Source organism: Sulfurospirillum tamanense (assembly GCF_016937535.1).
In the GTDB taxonomy this organism is placed as follows: domain Bacteria; phylum Campylobacterota; class Campylobacteria; order Campylobacterales; family Campylobacteraceae; genus Sulfurospirillum_B; species Sulfurospirillum_B tamanense.
In genome coordinates, this window is sequence record NZ_JAFHKK010000013.1 from 1 (window position 1) to 15,660 (window position 15,660).

Consider the following 15,660-nt stretch of genomic DNA (forward strand, 5'->3'; position numbering starts at 1 on the left):
CACATAAGGGTTGTTATTGCCAAATACGCCACAATCAAAAAACCTTTTTTTATTTTTACTGCAATTCTAGCAACATTTTTAAAAACCTACACCTTTTAACACATATTTAACACCCTGTAGTTATACTTTTATCACTTAAAGTGATTGGCAAAACATGACCCGTAAACATTTTTTTTTCGTAGTATCTTTAGTGCTTTTTGGGGTATTTAGTGGAGAGCTTTATTTGCTTTATAATTCTTCTATATCCTCTTCTTCTTTCACCGCTGTGACGGGTTTTGCCACTCCTGCTTTTCACTCTAACCATCTGTTTTTGCGCCACCCGCTTACCCAGCCCCCGTGGAGTGTATTTGACACCCACCCCGAACTTCGCGAACACGTGCGCGGGAGTTTTGTTCAAACAGGTATTCTTCCATGAGGACACTGTTTGATTACACCCTGCACTCCTTGGGGAGGTTTGGGCGCAAGAACTTACTTATCGGTTTCATTTTCACCCTTTTGGTTTGGCTTTTGAGCACGTCACTCATGATTACCCATAGCCTAAAACACGCCTTTTTACACAGCGCTTCTTCTTTGCCAGCACTCACGGTTCAGCAACTTCAAGGTAACCAAACTGTGCCCATTTCCCCTGCGATTTTGGAGCCTTTTTGGAGGATTGCAGGAGTAAGTATGGTGCAAGGGCGGGTGTGGGGGATGTATTATTTGGAACTTGATAACCTTTATGTTAGCCTTGTGGGCATCGAACCTTATGTGGAGCAGTACAATACTCTTGCTTCAAGTGCGCACCTAGAAGCATTGGATACTCCCTTTCCGCCCATGCTCACCTCCCCTTCTTTGGTCCATTTGCTTAAGAAATATATGTCTGGCGATTCCCTTTCTTTTTTAAAACACGGTGGTGGGTTTGAAAGACTCACTCTTGCTGGAACCTTCGACCCCGAACTTTCCTTACTGAGTAATGATGTCATCCTCATGCCCATGGCGCAAGCGCGCGCCATTTTAGGTTTACCACAAGGCTACACCGATGCTTTTGTTAAGGTGCCCAACGAAGAAGAGATTGGCACCGTGGCTTCTAAAATCGCCGCGCAAAACCCCACTTTGCGTATTCTTTCCAAAGAGGCACTCATCCAACGTTACTTAAGCTTGTACGACATGAAAGGTGGATGGTTTTTGGCACTAAGTTTGGTTTGTTTTGCAACCTTTGCCATGATTTTATACGATAAAGCCAGTGGTTTAAGCTCCCAAGAAAAACGCGAAATTGGGATCTTAAAAGCGCTGGGATGGGAAGTAGAACACATCATTAAACACAAACTCACCGAAGCGGCCCTCATTAGCGTGGGTGGCTTTTTAACGGGCTTCACTCTCGCCCTTGGGTACGTGTTTTTCTTAGACGCCCCGCTTTTGCGACTTATCTTTACGGGCTACAGTGCCCTGCGCCCTGCTTTTTCCCTTCCTTTTTCTTTAGATGTACCACTTTTTTTCCTGCTCTTTTTTGCTACCGTACCGCTCTACCTTGCCGCTTCTGTCATTCCTGCATGGAAGGCGAGCGTGGAAGATGCGGGAGAGGTGATGCGATGATTCAAGCAGAACACGTCAGCAAAGTTTTCAACGAAGGTACACCCCAAGAGTTTCAAGCCCTTTGGGATATTTCCTTACATGTAAAGCAAGGAGAATGCGTGTTGTTAAAGGGGGTGAGCGGGAGCGGCAAAAGCACCTTGCTTGCCCTGTGCGCGGGTCTTTACCAACCTAGCCACGGCACCGTCCATGTGGCCTCCAAACCGCTCTCTTCCTTGCCTGAGCACTTCGCTTCGCGCCTTCGCCGTCGGCATATTGGCATCATTTTTCAGCAATTTCACCTCATTCCAAGACTGAGTGTTTTAAACAACCTGGCCCTCCCCGCTTTGCCTGATGGCATAGACATCACCCCGCGTGCCGAGTCACTTTTGAAACGCTTTGGCCTTTTTGAGCGCCAACACACCCTTGCTTCTTTCCTCTCAGGCGGCGAACAACAGCGAGTAGCGCTCATACGCGCGCTCATCAACGACCCCGACATTATCCTTGCCGATGAGCCCAGCGCTAACCTCGATGTCACCCTAACCAAAGAGCTTTTAAAAACCTTCGATACCTTGCGTGAAGCGGGAAAAACCTTGCTCATCGCCACTCACGACCCCTTACTTTTAGCATGGAACAGCAACCATGTAGAACTTTCCCACGGGCGGCGTGTGTGATTTTGGCAAACCCTTACGTGCAAACCCTCCTTTTGGTGGAGGGAATTTTGCTCTTTTTAGGACTTATAGCGCTCTTGGCTTCTTTGCGCATCGGCCTTGACTTTGATCCCCGCCTTACCACCTCTTACCAGTATGGACTCAATAAAAAAAGCTACCTTGTTGGCACGATTATCATGTTTATCTTACTGCTCAAGCTCCCTTTGTTTTTTTTCTTTATCTGGGTGATTGATGGGCTTTCTTTACATGTATTAGGCGCCATGTGTGGGGCAGGCATTGTTAGTGCGACCCCGTGGGGGGCGTGGATGTTTTTTGTCAAAATCCTTACACTTTTTTTGTTGTGCGCCTGGATTTTGCTGCACCGTGTGGATTTAAGCGAAACCACTTACCCTTTTACGCGAAAAAAATTCTTGCTTTTTCAGGGGCTCTTTTTTATTTTAGTAGTCGAGTTTTTGCTTGAACTTGCCCATTTTCTCAACATCCCCACCGACACGCCCGTGGCCTGTTGTAGCATCTTGTTTGACCAAACCAGTAACAACCCTTGGTATGAAAACAGCGTCATTTTGGGGTTCTTTTTTGGTCTTTATGGTTTGCTTGGCCTGTTGCGTTACTTGTGCCGTCCGATTCTTTTCAGCCTTTCTAGCTTCTTGTGGATGGCGGTGACCATTCAGGCTCTCATTCGTTTTTTTTCTCCTTATGTGTACGAACTTCCTACGCACAAATGTCCTTTTTGCCTTTTACAAAGTGAATACTATTTTGTGGGCTACTTTATCTATCTTTTGTTGTTTCTAGGTGGTCTTGGTGCTCTTTTTGCCCTTGTTAGCGCCACACTTCAGCGTCCTGTGAAAAATTTTTGGTACACTCTCTCCTTTACATGTAACACCCTTCTTGTGATGGTGTTAAGCGCCTACCCCCTTGGGTATTTTCTTAGAAATGGGGTGTGGCTTTAAAGGACAATAATGACACCAGAAACCAAAGGACTACTTATCACTTTAGCAGGTGTAGCATTAATGAGTGCCGAAGCGCCACTCATTCGCCTTGCTAACGCACCAGGGGTGGTGGTTGGGGTCTATTTTGGCCTTTTTGTTTTACTCTCCACACAGCTCATCTTACTTTCCCAAGGCGTCAAGACATGGAGGCAAAGCTTAAGCGCACAACCCCAAGGTGCCCTTTTGGCGGGTCTTTGCATGGGTGTGGGAAACTACTGTTTTGTGATGGCCGTTTCTCTCACAGGTATCGCCAACACGGTTTTAATCCTCGCTAGCGCTCCCGTGGTGAGTGCACTCATTGCCCTTGTGATTTTAAAAGAACCCACGCCTTTGCGTATTTACATAGCAACTTTTTTTGTGTTTATTGGGCTATATATCATCCTCTCGGATGATCTTGGTACGGGGGATTTTCACGGGAACCTCTACGCCATGGGGGCTGTAGTGTGCATGTCTTTTTTGTTTGTTACTCTCTCGCGCTATAAAAAAGCCAGTCGGGTAGCTTTTGTCTCGTTCGGTGGGTTTTTTATGGCACTTTTTTGTGGGCTGAGTTTTTCATTTGAGATTTCCCTGCAAGGACTCTTTTTTGTGGCACTCATGGGACTTTTTGTCACCCCTTTTTCACGTATTTTAATTGGGACGGGGACTCAGTATCTTATTCCTGCACATATGGGGTTGCTCATTATCGTAGAGAGTGTTTTGGCGCCCTTTTGGGGGTGGTGGTGGCTAGACGAAGTTCCTACACAAGCAACACTTTTAGGAGGCGCTATCATCCTAGGCGCCATTACCCTCAACTCCCTAGCAACCCTTAAGCGCCACTAAAACGTATGCCATTTTCATCAAGGGTAATGGCACCCTCTTCTTGAAGCTGCGTGAGTGCCTGCTTATAGGCTTTCTTACTTAAACCAAAATAAGCATATACTTCCTCAGGGGTGGCCTTGTAGGCAAAAGGGAGTGCGTAACCATTAGCGCGTAAAACACTAAGGACTTTTTCCTTGGCAAAAACATCACCTTTTTCTAAGGGGCGCAAAGAGAGGGTTATCTTGCCATCTTGGCGCACTTCCTTGATGTAGCCCTTGGTGCGCTTCCCTACATGTAAAGGTTCAAACACTTCATTATGAAAGAGCATTCCCGTGAAACGGTTGTTAACAATAGCCTTAAACCCAAGAGGTGTAGAGGCAAGGACAAACAACGCTACCTCGTCCCCTGTGGAAAAATCTGGGCGACGCGTGGTGAGAAACTTGCCAAATTTTTCCACGCCAATGAGGCGGTTGGTTTGCTCGTCCAAACTCACCCGAATAACCCGTTTTTGGCCAACTTTAAAGGGTGTTTTTTGAAACTTTACGGGCACAAATAACTCTTTTGGCAAGCCCCAATCGCAAAAGGCACCAAAGGAGGTAACATCCTTCACTTCCAGAAGAGCAAATTCCCCCAAACGCGCCTCAGGCATGCGCGTTGAAGCAACTAGCCTGTCTTCGGAGTCTGTGTAGACAAACACGTCTAGGGTTTGACCTATCTCCATCGTAATGGAAACATAGGCGTTAGGAAGTAAAACCTCTTCCCCATCACCCGCTTTTAAATACAATCCTGGGTCACTTTTTCGCTCAATCATGAGCTGATTTATACGGCCTATCTGCAAAGTTTGTGTCACCTGAAACTCTCCACTAAATTTCCAACAAGTAAATTCCAGCCATCCACTAGCACGAAGATAAGCAACTTAAAAGGCATCGAAATCATCACCGGCGGCAACATCATCATCCCCATACTCATAAGAACAGAGCTCACCACCATGTCAATCACCAAAAAGGGCAAGTAGAGCAAAAAGCCTATCTCAAAGGCTGTTTTGAGCTCGCTAATCATAAATGCAGGTACCGCCACAGTCAACGGCACATCTTGGACGGTGGCAGGGTTTTCAAGATTACGAATTCGAAAGAAAAGGGCCAAATCTTTTTCCCTTGTGTTGCGAATCATAAACTCTTTAAAGGGCTCAACGCCCAGAGCAAAGGCTTCTTGATAACTGATTTCTTCCGCAAGATAGGGTTTTACTCCTACCTCATAAGACTGTTTTGCGATAGGCTCCATGATGAAAAAGGTTAAAATCAGTGCCAAGGAAATAACCACCGTATTGGGTGGCATTTGCTGGGTGCCGATAGCTTGGCGCAAAAAAGAAAAAACAATAACGAGGCGCAAAAAACTCGTCATCATGAAAATCAACGAAGGCGCGAGGGCCAAAAGGGTTAAAACAATAAGAACATTAAGACTTGTGACCAATTGTTCGGGTGAACTTGGTGCGCTGAGGCTTAAATTAACAGTAGGAATGGTTACGGGATCATCCACGCCAAGTAAAGAGGCGCTTAGAAAAAATATCCCAAAAAGAATTCTCACTGTGCACCTTGCTGGTCAAGAACACTTTGCTGGGCTGCGTTTTTATTGTCTTTATTGAGTGAATAAAAATGCAAATCCACGCGCCTGTTTTTGGCACGCCCTTCTGCTGTGGCATTGGATGCTAAAGGCTCATAAGAAGATTTTCCAGAAGCCACTACGCGCTCAGGGCTTACATTGCTCAAAAGCAACTCTTTAATCACACTCACTGCACGGGCAGAGGAGAGCTCCCAGTTGTCCCTAAAAGGACTATCTTGTGAAGGGGGCTCACTGTCTGTGTGGCCTCTTGCGTTAATATGCAGATCTTCAGGAAGCTGTTGTATTACCATAGCGATGCGCTTTAAAAATAAAATTGCATCGTCATTATCAATAGCCGCAGAACCCGCTCGAAAGAGTAAATTAGAGGGCAAACGTATAATAAATCCATCCTCAGATTCCTCCAAAGTCACCTCAGGAGAACCTGTTGCTTTAAGCATTTCATTAACATCTGTGATGGTACGTGAAAGAGTTTTTACCCGTTGTGCCGTTTCTTCTTGTTGCTCAATGGGCGTGGCTTGCTGTTGCCGTTCGCGACTGATTTCTGTCTTTGTCCCGCCTTCTAGGACACTCAGCGCGCCTGCAAGGGAGCCGATGGCTTCTTGTACTTTTTTAGCATCCATGGTGGACATGGAGAGCAAAAGTACAAAAAAGCAGAGCAATAAAGACATCAAATCACCAAAAGCTGCCAACCAGTTTGGCAAACATTTGGGGCAATTACAAGGATCTTTTTTCTTGGCCATGAATTACTGCTTACTCAAACTGGCTCGTGCGCTCATTGGGCGGCAAAAAGGAGAGAAGTTTTGCCTCCAAAGTTCGGGGGTTATCGCCAGCTTGAATCGCCATAATACCTTCCAAGATAAGCGTTTTGGCCAAGGTTTCATCACTGTCGCGAATAAGTAAAATATTGTTAACAGGTGCGCCTACAATGTTTCCAATCATAGCGCCGTACATGGTCGTGAGCAAGGCTACGGCCATCGCTGGACCAATGGCAGAGGGGTCTGCCATGTTTAACAACATCGCTACGAGGCCGATGAGCGTACCAATCATCCCCATGGAGCCCGCAAACCCTGCCATGCGGTCAAAAATATCGGCGTTACTTTTATGGCGCGCACTGGTTTGTTCCATCTCAATTTCAAGCAAATCGCGGATATTGTCTGGCTCATTGCCATCCACTGCCATGGAAAGGCCTTTGCGCAAAAAGGCATTGGACTCGTTGTTGGCATCATTTTCCAAGGCCAAGATACCATCCCGTCGCGCTTTAGTGGAGTAATCTACCATTTTTTTAATCAACTCTGGAACATTTTCTTGTGGAGGCTTGATTGCAATCATAAAGATTTTAACCATGCTTTTCATCTGCTCCATCTTAAAACCGGTGAGCAGCGCACCTGTTGTACCGCCAAATACGATGAGAATAGAAGGAACATCGATATAAGGACCTACCCCTACACCCATAGCCATTGCGCCTGCTAAAAGTGCTAGCGTCAAGACTAACCCAACAACCGTTCCCAAATCCATGCGTTTACGCCCCTTGTGAAAGATGCGGATATTCTAGTTGCTTTTGGGTTAAAGATTGGTTAAAGAAGCCTTAAGTCTCCACAAATGGGTCTAAAGTGTTCTTTACATGTAAGGAAAAATGTAAGCCTGCCTTAACCTGCTTCTCACCTATTTTTGCTACAATACCTTTTTTTAATAAGGACGCTCCCATGAATCTTTCTATTGTCATCATGGCTGCAGGGTTTGGCACACGCATGAAGTCTTCTTTGCCAAAGGTTTTACACCCCATTAGCGGTCATCCGATGCTTTTTCACATCCTTTCCGAAGCCACAACATTAAGCGACGATATTCACGTGGTGCTCTACCACGAGCACGAAGCCATCAAAGCCGCGATGGCATCTTATTTTGAAGGCATTACCTTTGTCCTTCAAGACCATGCCAACTTCCCAGGCACAGGTGGGGCCATCAAAGCCGCGCACCCCAAATACGACACCGTACTTGTCTTAAACGGCGACATGCCTTTGGTGCAAGCAAGCACCCTCACTCCTTTGTTAAACCACGACGTAGCCGTTGTTATGAGCGTCTTTGAAGCGCGTAATCCCTTTGGGTATGGCAGGGTTGTGCTAGACGCCTCTTCTAACGTCGCACGCGTTGTGGAAGAAAAAGACGCCACAGCACAAGAAAAGGCGTTGCGCACGGTCAATGCAGGCGTGTACGTGTTTCAAAAAAAGTTTTTAGAAAACGCCCTGCCCAACCTGCGCAATGCCAACGCACAAAATGAGTATTACCTCACCGACCTTGTGGAAATCGCCACCAGCCAAGGCGAGGCAGTCAAGGCGGTTATGGTGGATGAAGAGGCGTTTATGGGCGTTAATTCCAAGCTTCACCTTGCTCAAGCCGAAACCGCCATGCAACAGCGCTTAAGGGAAAAATGGATGGAAGAAGGGGTGAGCATGCGCCTTCCCCAAACCATCTTTCTTGACGCTAGAGCGCGCTTTGAGGGGGAATGTTTTCTTGAAAATGGTGTGAGTATTTTGGGAGATTCAACTATCATTGCTTCATCCATCAAAGCCAACAGTGTCGTCGAATCAAGCACTATTGTTGATTCTACTGTAGGCCCCTTGGCACGGATTCGACCCCATTGTCACATTCAAGATTCCCACCTTGGCAACTTCGTGGAAGTTAAAAATTCTACCCTCAAAGGCGTTAAAGCGGGTCATCTTAGCTACCTTGGCGATGCGAGCATTGATGAGGGCACTAACGTGGGTTGCGGGACGATTACATGTAACTATGATGGCAAAGCCAAACACCGCACGCAGATTGGGAAAAATGTTTTCATCGGCAGCGACACTCAACTCATCGCTCCTGTTGTCATTGAAGATGATGTGCTCATTGCTGCGGGTTCGACCATCACGCAAAATGTTCCCACAGGAGCACTGGCCATCAGCCGCGCGAAGCTCTCCATCAAAGCGGGTTTTTTCCACCGTTTTTTCCCTACAAAGCAGTAGCCATGGAACATCTTTTAACCAGTCGACGGATTTTACTGGGCGTCACAGGAAGCATTGCCGCTTACAAAAGCGTTGAACTTGCCCGCTTGCTCATCAAAGCCGGAGCCAGTGTGCGCGTCATTATGAGCGAAGAAGCCAAACGTTTTGTCACACCTTTAACCTTTGAAGCCATCACAGGCGAGCGGGTTTTGCACGCAAAGAGCGAAGATTGGACAAACCAAGACAACCACATCCACGTCCACCGTTGGGCGGAACTTTTTTGCATCGCTCCGGCCACGGCCAACACCCTAAACAAACTCTCCCACGGCATTGCCGATGGGTTGTTACTGCAAACGGCTCTGGCGTGTCCTCATCCTCTTGTTTTTGCACCTGCGGCCAACACGCAGATGATAGAACACCCCGCCACACAAGCTTCTATTGCCTTGTTAGCGCAACGGGGAGCGAGCATTGTAGAACCAATTTCTAAACTCCTTGCCTGCCAAATTCATGGCAAAGGCGCCATGGCTGAACCTGAGACTATTTTTTGGTACATTGCCCAAGCGCTGCTTCAAACCCCTGCCCTCAAAGGCAAAAAAGTCCTTGTTACAGGCGGAGGTACCACCGAAGCTATTGACGCGGTGCGCTGTCTTAGCAACCACTCTAGTGGAAAAATGGCAGAAGCCCTTGCTCTTGCTCTTTTTCTCAAAGGCGCCAAACCTACCTTGCTTACCAGTGCTCCTGCTCACACGTTAAACGCTCCTTTTTCACGGATGAGTTACACCAATACGACCTCACTTAAACATACCTTGTTTGAAATACTAAGTGCCCATGAAGCGCTCATAATGGCGGCGGCTGTGAGTGATTACCTTCCTAAAAACACCCTTGAGGGCAAAGCAAAAAAAAGCGATTTGGGCAGTACGTGGGAGTTGTCTTTAGTGCAAAATGAAGACATTTTAATCCAGGCAGCAGCGACTGGCATACGGTGCATTGGTTTTAAAGCAGAAACAGACGCTAAAAATGCCCATGCTAATGCACGCGCCATGCTTGAGGCTAAAAAACTTGATGGTGTGTGCTTAAATATTTTGGACGACACGCTTACTTTTGGAGACGACCACACCCAACTGCACCTCTTAACACGCCACCAAGAAGTTACTTTCGAGCCCCTCAGCAAGCTTGAAGCTTCTTTAAAATTGGTCGAGGCCTGCTTTGCATGAACCTTGCCCAATCCCTTACCCGCGCCCTAAAACACCACCACACCATCCATTTTAATGCCGCCCTCCCCATTAGCATTGAAGTGCTTGAAAAAGTGGGTTACGGCCGCTATAGACTCAAGGTGGGGCACAAAGAAATGACCACAAAAAGTCATAAAGAATTAGAAGCAAGGGCACGCTATTGGGGGAATTTTACTGAGTCAAAAGAGGGAATTTTAACCATTAGTCACTTGCGTCCCAAGCCTCGCGTGCTTCAATCAGATGAACATCTTTTGGAAATGGAGTCTTTTGGATTTTTAACCCTTCTTCTTGAGTCCAAAGAGCCTTCTTTGGTTTTAAAACAGTGGTTATTAAATGAACTGTATCATGCGCAAAGCAAGGTCTTTTTTCACACTCTAACTTCCATGCTTTTGGCGCTCCATGAGGGCATTGTTCATTTGCCTTTGCGCATAGAGGGTCGCCAGTTTCTTCTTCAGTGGAGGGAGTATAAGAGTTTAAACGACACTTTGATAGACTTTTACCTTGCCTATGAAAACCTTGGCGCCCTAAGAGGAACACTAAACCCAATGAAACATACCCTTAGCCTTGAAACACTGTTTGAGCGTACGGCACTGTTTTTAAGCCACCACACTTCCACACTCCCTTACGCTATCACCTTTTCACTCAATGACACACTTGAACCTCTCTGGGAAGGCACCCATGCCTTACTTGATGTGAGAGGATAGCCCTATGCATCCCTTATCACACCTAGCTATCATCATGGACGGAAATGGCCGTTGGGCGAACGAGCAAGGATTAACGCGCACCAAAGGACATGAAAAAGGGGCTGTAGTGGTACGCGAAGTCACGACTTATGCAGCCAAATACGAAATCAACAGACTCACTCTTTATGCTTTTAGTACTGAAAATTGGAAACGTCCGCGCACTGAAGTGGATTTTTTAATGAAGCTTTTGGCACGCTTTCTAAAACAAGAGCTTCCCACTCTTTTGGCGCACAATATTCGCTTTGATGTTATTGGCGACATGGGTCCATTTTCCCAATCCCTTAAAAAATCCATCGCGCACACCAAAGAAGCCACTGCCAACAACACGGGACTCACCCAGGTTCTCGCCCTCAATTACGGTGGTTTGGATGAGATTACACGCGCAGCACAGCGTCTTGTAGATGCTCATGCACCCATCACAACCGCAACACTCGAAACCGCTCTTGATGATCCCACTCCTGTGGATTTGCTCATTCGCACGGGAGGTGAGATGCGTTTGTCTAATTTTCTTTTGTGGCAAGCAGCCTATGCAGAATTACGTTTTACGCCCACACTGTGGCCCGCCTTTACATGTAAAGAACTTGAAACTCTCATTAACTCCTACTATCAAAGCGTTCGTCGTTTTGGAGGACTTTAGGATGATTATAGGATTTATGGGACTGCTAGGTTTGTGCGTTGGGTCATTTTTAAACGTAGCGATTTATCGCCTTCCTGAGGGTAAAAGTGTTTTATTTCCAAGTTCCCATTGCCTTACATGTAAAACACCCCTACGGTGGTATCACAATGTTCCACTTCTTTCTTGGCTGTTTCTCCGGGCTAAATGCGCTACATGTAAAGCACCCATCAGCATCCAATACCCTCTTGTGGAACTTATATGTGCAGGGCTTTTTATCTTTGTAGCCCTTCGAGAACCTTTGGCAGAAGGGGTCTTTTTAGGACTTGTGTTTGCCTTGCTTTTTGCCCTTTCTCTCATTGACTTTCGCTACAAAGCTGTTCCTGATGGGCTCAGCTTTCCCGCCCTTGGCGTAGCACTCCTAAGCGGCAATGTATTGGTTTCTTTAGAACACGCGCTTATGTTTGCGGGCGGGTTTGCTTTATTGCGCATGGGTGTTTCCGCCTTTACCAAAAAAGAAGCGATGGGCGAAGCTGATATTCTTGTTGCCGCTATCATGGGTGCCATACTTGGAATCACCCTCGGGCTTGTGGCAATCTACTTGGCTGCCCTACTCGCGCTTTTTGCGTTTTATTTGCTCTCTAAAAAAGAGGTGGCTTTGCCGTTTATCCCTTTTTTATCTCTGGGGCTTTTTTTGACATACGTTTTTCAAACTCCCATTACAGGGCTCATTGAGGTTTATTATGGATAGAATCAACCGTTATTTTTTAAGCCATTTTTTCTCCATGTTTGGCTCTTTGTTTGCTACGCTTTTTTTCATTATGTCAATTGTCTTTTTTATCCAAATTGCGCGGGTTACTTCGGTGATTGAAATCACCTTTTTAGAGCTAGGAAAACTTTATCTTTTTATGTTGCCTCAAATTTTACTCTTTACAATTCCCATCTCTTTTTTCATTGCCCTGGGGTTGATGCTTTTTAAGCTTTCCCGCGAAAATGAGACCATTGTTCTTTTTACACTCGGGTACTCGCCTAAAAAAATAGCGCGTTTTTTCTTTGTTTTGGCCACGCTGACTTCGTTGCTTTTACTGGCCAACGCTCTTGTATTTTTACCCATTTCTGGGCAATTAAATAAAAATTTTATTGATTACAAGCGCACCAATGCCAGTCTCACGCTCAAGGCTGCTGAATTTGGCCAACGCTTTTCCGATTGGCTTGTGTTTATCGAAGGAAAACACGAAAAAGATGGCGGCGATGAGTATGAGCATGTCGTTATGTATGCAACAGGCGATGCAACCACCAACGAGCGTCTTTTGCTTGCCGAACAAGGTAGAATCACCAACGTACAAGGTGAGCTGGTTCTCTCGCTTGATGCGGGGCGCGGCTATGAATTCTCTCCCGCACGCATCCATGAACTTGTTTTTAATGAAATGTTTCTTCAAACTTATGGACGCGGTGATCTTTCTGAAGTGGTTTCGCTTGTAGAGTATTGGGCGGAAGCCAAGACCAACAAACGGCGTGCAGAGCGCATCTCTTTGGATATTCTTATTGCCCTTTTCCCTATGGCAACCGTTTTATTTGCGTTGAGCTTTGGAATTGTTACCTACCGTTACCAAAAAAAAGGGATTTATGGGGGAATTTTTCTTGTCTTATTTGTCTATTTTGCCCTTATTATGCTACTCAACAAAGCATTACCTTTATTGAGTATTCCTTTGATTTTTGGCCTTTTTTTACTCTTTTCTTGGCTCTATTTTCAGCGAAAAATTTTACGGAGGTACTAGTTGCGTGTGTTTTTGACCCTTGCTTATGACGGGTCACGTTTTGGAGGCTTTCAACAACAAATCCATGACACCAACACGGTCATGAACCACCTTATTGCCTCACTAAAAAAACTCAATATCAACACTACGCCTGCAGGTGCAGGACGCACAGACAAGGGCGTTCATGCCCTTGGTCAAGTAGTACATGTAGACTTACCCGAATTCTGGAGTGATGTGCATTTGCTACGCACGACACTCAATCAACACCTTGCGCCCTATATCTACATCAAACATATTACACCCGTAGAACACACTTTTCATGCACGCTATAGCGCTACAGCAAGACAATACCGCTATCTTCTAAACCACGGTGTCTTTTCTCCTTTTTTAAGCCCTTACCATCTTTTTTACCCCACCAAGCCTTCACTTGAAAAGATTAATAAAGCCCTTGAATGTTTTGTGGGCACACATGATTTTTCACTATTTAAGAAAACAGGGAGTCCTACCACACATAATGTACGTACGCTTTTTGAAGCACATGCGTACACACATAAGCATTTAAGTGTATTTTCATTCAAGGGGAGTGGTTTTTTACGCTCTCAGGTACGCATGATGGTTGCTGCTGCGCTTGCTTATGAAAAGGGAGTGCTCTCAAAAGAGGATTTGCGCGCACAAATTGACAATGCACGCCAAGTCTTTACAGGGCTTGTCTCGCCCAATGGGCTTTATCTGACGCGCATTTACTATTGAGTCTGAAGGGTTTTTTTAAATTCCAAAATGCGCGCATAGGCCTCTTCGAGGGTTTGCAGCTTAATCTCGCCACGGTTTATAGCCTCATGTACACTCTTCGCAATGCGCTCTGGCACAGACATCCCTTGGGTATAAAAATCTGAAACAATCACAATATCCACACCTGCATTAATTGCATGAATGATGCGCTCTTCAAAGGAAAACCCTTGCGCAACTCCCTTCATTAGCATATCATCACTAATGACCACACCTTCAAATCCCATGCGTTCGCGCAAAATATCGGTAATAAGGATTTTTGAAAGAGAGGCAGGAAAATTTGGGTCAAATTGACGCAAATAAACGTGGGCTACCATGATGCTTTGTGCTTGGTTTGTTTGAATAAAATCATAATAAGGCCGAAGCTCATCAAAACTCCACGAACTAGTCACATCTGTGAGCGTGTTATGTGAATCTGTTGTGGCGCTACCATGTCCTGGGTAGTGTTTTAGTGCGGTGGCTATGTTTTCGCGCGCAAAGGCTTGCGTAAACGCTTGTGCGTACAAACTTACCGTTGTGACGTGAGGGCTAAAACTACGCCCAATATCACCAATGATAGGAGAATGTGGATTTTCAATATCCACAACAGGGGCTAGGTTATAGTTGATGCCGTGCACTTTGAGTTGCTTGGCCATGTGGCCGTATAAAACACTGGCTTCTTCGAGACTCATTTGCGTGGCCACTTCTTTGGCAGAAACAAAGGTTTCAAATCCGTTATTGCTGTTTAGGCGGGCTACTTTTCCACCTTCTTGATCAACGGCTATCAGAAGGGGTGTCCTCTTTGCGTTTGCTTGCAAGGTGCTCGTGAGTGTTTTTAACTGTTGTCCGTCTGCGATGTTGCGGCCAAGCAAAAGCACACCCCCAACACCCCCCTTTTCTATTGCCTCTAGCACAGGGATTATCTCTGTTGGCATTTGGCCCTCAAATCCCACCATGACCATTTGACCCACCATTGTTTTGATGTTGGGAGCGGCAAAAACAAAGGAGTTAAGCAAGACCAACGAAAGGCTTACATGTAAAGCAATATTCATCCGTTTTGACTCAACAAATCACGCAGGCTCTCAAGAGGAGGCTTACCCTCAAGCATATGTGCTACTTCTTTTGCAATAGGTGTATAGATACCCTCTTTTGTGCCCATAGAGACAATCGCTTTGGCGGTATAAACCCCTTCGGCCACTTCGCCTAATTCTTTGAGGATTTGTTCAAGCGGACGAAGGTGTGCTAGCCCCAATCCAACACGGTAATTACGCGAAAGGGTGCTAGAGGCGGTCAAAAACAGATCTCCCGCCCCGCTAAGACCTAAAAATGAAGACTCCTTAGCACCAAAATGCACCCCAAAACGGGCCATTTCAACAAGTCCTCTAGCGATCAAGCTTGCCCTTGCATTGTTACCAAGCTCCAAACCATCACAAATGCCGCTGGCTATAGCAATGACGTTTTTATACGCACCGCTCACTTCAGCCCCCACAACATCATCGTTTGTGTATGTCTTAATAAAAGAGGGAAAAAGCTTTTCATAGGTTTGCGCAAGGGATGTATTGTGAGAGCTAATTACTAGCGCCGTAGGAAGAGCACGCATGACTTCCGCAGCAAAAGAGGGGCCTGAAAGAAAAGCCAAACGGTTTTCGGGAAGGTGTTTAGCGAACATTTCATTTAAAAAAATATGCTTTCTAACATCAATCCCTTTGGCTGCTACGAGGATACTTTGGCCTTTGTCTACAAAATTAGCCTCTAGCCACTCACCAACCACTTGTGCGGGCAAAGCAAAAACCAACAACGGACACGCCAACACTTCCTCAAGGGAGGCAAAGCCCTCTATGTGTTTAGGCGTACGAGAATAAAGGCGGCTCTTGTGGTTTTTTGAAAAAGCAAAGTGAAGCGCTTGTCCCCATTTGCCCCCGCCGATGATTCCTACTTCCATA

General features: G+C 46.0%; 18 protein-coding genes. 12 read left to right on the forward strand and 6 right to left on the reverse strand.

Features of this window, described 5'->3' with window-relative positions:
• The first annotated feature begins 154 nt into the window (after positions 1 to 154).
• From JWV37_RS06895 to JWV37_RS06915, 5 genes are read left to right on the forward strand one after another with little or no spacing between them, the layout of a single operon-like run.
• On the forward strand, positions 155 to 415 hold the full coding sequence (locus JWV37_RS06895) for a hypothetical protein (RefSeq protein WP_205459053.1): 261 nt from the start codon (positions 155 to 157) through the stop codon (positions 413 to 415).
• Complete coding sequence (locus JWV37_RS06900) at positions 412 to 1,572, forward strand: ABC transporter permease (protein WP_205459054.1); 1,161 nt, start codon at positions 412 to 414, stop codon at positions 1,570 to 1,572. The genes JWV37_RS06895 and JWV37_RS06900 overlap by 4 nt, the downstream gene beginning before the upstream one ends.
• The gene (locus JWV37_RS06905; protein WP_205459055.1) at positions 1,569 to 2,222 is read left to right on the forward strand and encodes an ABC transporter ATP-binding protein; all 654 of its coding nucleotides are present in this window, start codon (positions 1,569 to 1,571) and stop codon (positions 2,220 to 2,222) included. Before JWV37_RS06900 ends, JWV37_RS06905 begins: the two co-directional genes overlap by 4 nt.
• On the forward strand, positions 2,177 to 3,169 hold the full coding sequence (locus tag JWV37_RS06910) for a hypothetical protein (RefSeq protein ID WP_205459056.1): 993 nt from the start codon (positions 2,177 to 2,179) through the stop codon (positions 3,167 to 3,169). Before JWV37_RS06905 ends, JWV37_RS06910 begins: the two co-directional genes overlap by 46 nt.
• A gap of 9 nt (positions 3,170 to 3,178) precedes the next feature.
• Positions 3,179 to 4,027, forward strand: coding sequence for a DMT family transporter (locus JWV37_RS06915; RefSeq protein ID WP_205459057.1), 849 nt, complete (start codon positions 3,179 to 3,181; stop codon positions 4,025 to 4,027).
• Here JWV37_RS06915 and JWV37_RS06920 read toward each other — a convergent pair.
• Genes JWV37_RS06920 through JWV37_RS06935 form a run of 4 tightly spaced genes read right to left on the reverse strand, consistent with a single transcriptional unit; the run spans position 4,014 to position 7,141 of the window.
• Entirely contained in the window at positions 4,014 to 4,856 is an 843-nt protein-coding gene (locus tag JWV37_RS06920; protein WP_205459058.1) for a CvfB family protein, read from the reverse strand. The genes JWV37_RS06915 and JWV37_RS06920 overlap by 14 nt on opposite strands.
• Positions 4,853 to 5,584: a flagellar type III secretion system pore protein FliP gene (gene fliP, locus JWV37_RS06925; protein WP_205459127.1), complete on the reverse strand. Its 732-nt coding sequence runs from the start codon at positions 5,582 to 5,584 to the stop codon at positions 4,853 to 4,855. Before fliP ends, JWV37_RS06920 begins: the two co-directional genes overlap by 4 nt.
• A gap of 2 nt (positions 5,585 to 5,586) precedes the next feature.
• Positions 5,587 to 6,366: a flagellar motor protein MotB gene (locus tag JWV37_RS06930; RefSeq protein WP_205459059.1), complete on the reverse strand. Its 780-nt coding sequence runs from the start codon at positions 6,364 to 6,366 to the stop codon at positions 5,587 to 5,589.
• 10 nt (positions 6,367 to 6,376) lie between these two features.
• Complete coding sequence (locus JWV37_RS06935; RefSeq protein WP_205459060.1) at positions 6,377 to 7,141, reverse strand: motility protein A; 765 nt, start codon at positions 7,139 to 7,141, stop codon at positions 6,377 to 6,379.
• 188 nt (positions 7,142 to 7,329) lie between these two features.
• Here JWV37_RS06935 and glmU point away from each other — a divergent pair, with 188 nt between their 5' ends.
• From glmU to truA, 7 genes are read left to right on the forward strand one after another with little or no spacing between them, the layout of a single operon-like run.
• Positions 7,330 to 8,628 (forward strand): bifunctional UDP-N-acetylglucosamine diphosphorylase/glucosamine-1-phosphate N-acetyltransferase GlmU, encoded by a 1,299-nt coding sequence (gene glmU, locus JWV37_RS06940; protein WP_205459061.1) that lies wholly within the window; start codon positions 7,330 to 7,332, stop codon positions 8,626 to 8,628.
• A gap of 2 nt (positions 8,629 to 8,630) precedes the next feature.
• Positions 8,631 to 9,821, forward strand: a complete 1,191-nt coding sequence (coaBC, locus tag JWV37_RS06945) for a bifunctional phosphopantothenoylcysteine decarboxylase/phosphopantothenate--cysteine ligase CoaBC (RefSeq protein WP_205459062.1) — start codon at positions 8,631 to 8,633, stop codon at positions 9,819 to 9,821.
• Positions 9,818 to 10,543 (forward strand): hypothetical protein, encoded by a 726-nt coding sequence (locus JWV37_RS06950; RefSeq protein ID WP_205459063.1) that lies wholly within the window; start codon positions 9,818 to 9,820, stop codon positions 10,541 to 10,543. The genes coaBC and JWV37_RS06950 overlap by 4 nt, the downstream gene beginning before the upstream one ends.
• Positions 10,544 to 10,547: 4 nt before the next feature.
• The gene (gene uppS, locus JWV37_RS06955) at positions 10,548 to 11,219 is read left to right on the forward strand and encodes a polyprenyl diphosphate synthase (protein ID WP_205459064.1); all 672 of its coding nucleotides are present in this window, start codon (positions 10,548 to 10,550) and stop codon (positions 11,217 to 11,219) included.
• Between the two features lies 1 nt (position 11,220).
• On the forward strand, positions 11,221 to 11,946 hold the full coding sequence (locus JWV37_RS06960) for a prepilin peptidase (protein WP_205459065.1): 726 nt from the start codon (positions 11,221 to 11,223) through the stop codon (positions 11,944 to 11,946).
• A complete protein-coding gene (locus JWV37_RS06965) occupies positions 11,939 to 12,973 on the forward strand; it encodes an LptF/LptG family permease (RefSeq protein ID WP_205459066.1) in 1,035 nt (344 codons plus the stop codon). Before JWV37_RS06960 ends, JWV37_RS06965 begins: the two co-directional genes overlap by 8 nt.
• Positions 12,974 to 12,979: 6 nt before the next feature.
• Positions 12,980 to 13,702: a tRNA pseudouridine(38-40) synthase TruA gene (truA, locus tag JWV37_RS06970; RefSeq protein ID WP_369407664.1), complete on the forward strand. Its 723-nt coding sequence runs from the start codon at positions 12,980 to 12,982 to the stop codon at positions 13,700 to 13,702.
• On the opposite strand, the gene JWV37_RS06975 is transcribed toward truA, so the two are convergent.
• Positions 13,696 to 14,769, reverse strand: a complete 1,074-nt coding sequence (locus tag JWV37_RS06975; RefSeq protein ID WP_205459068.1) for a glycoside hydrolase family 3 N-terminal domain-containing protein — start codon at positions 14,767 to 14,769, stop codon at positions 13,696 to 13,698. The two genes, truA and JWV37_RS06975, sit on opposite strands and share 7 nt — an antisense overlap.
• Positions 14,766 to 15,659, reverse strand: coding sequence for an NAD(P)H-dependent glycerol-3-phosphate dehydrogenase (locus JWV37_RS06980; protein ID WP_205459069.1), 894 nt, complete (start codon positions 15,657 to 15,659; stop codon positions 14,766 to 14,768). The genes JWV37_RS06975 and JWV37_RS06980 overlap by 4 nt, the downstream gene beginning before the upstream one ends.
• Between the last annotated feature and the right edge of the window lies 1 nt (position 15,660).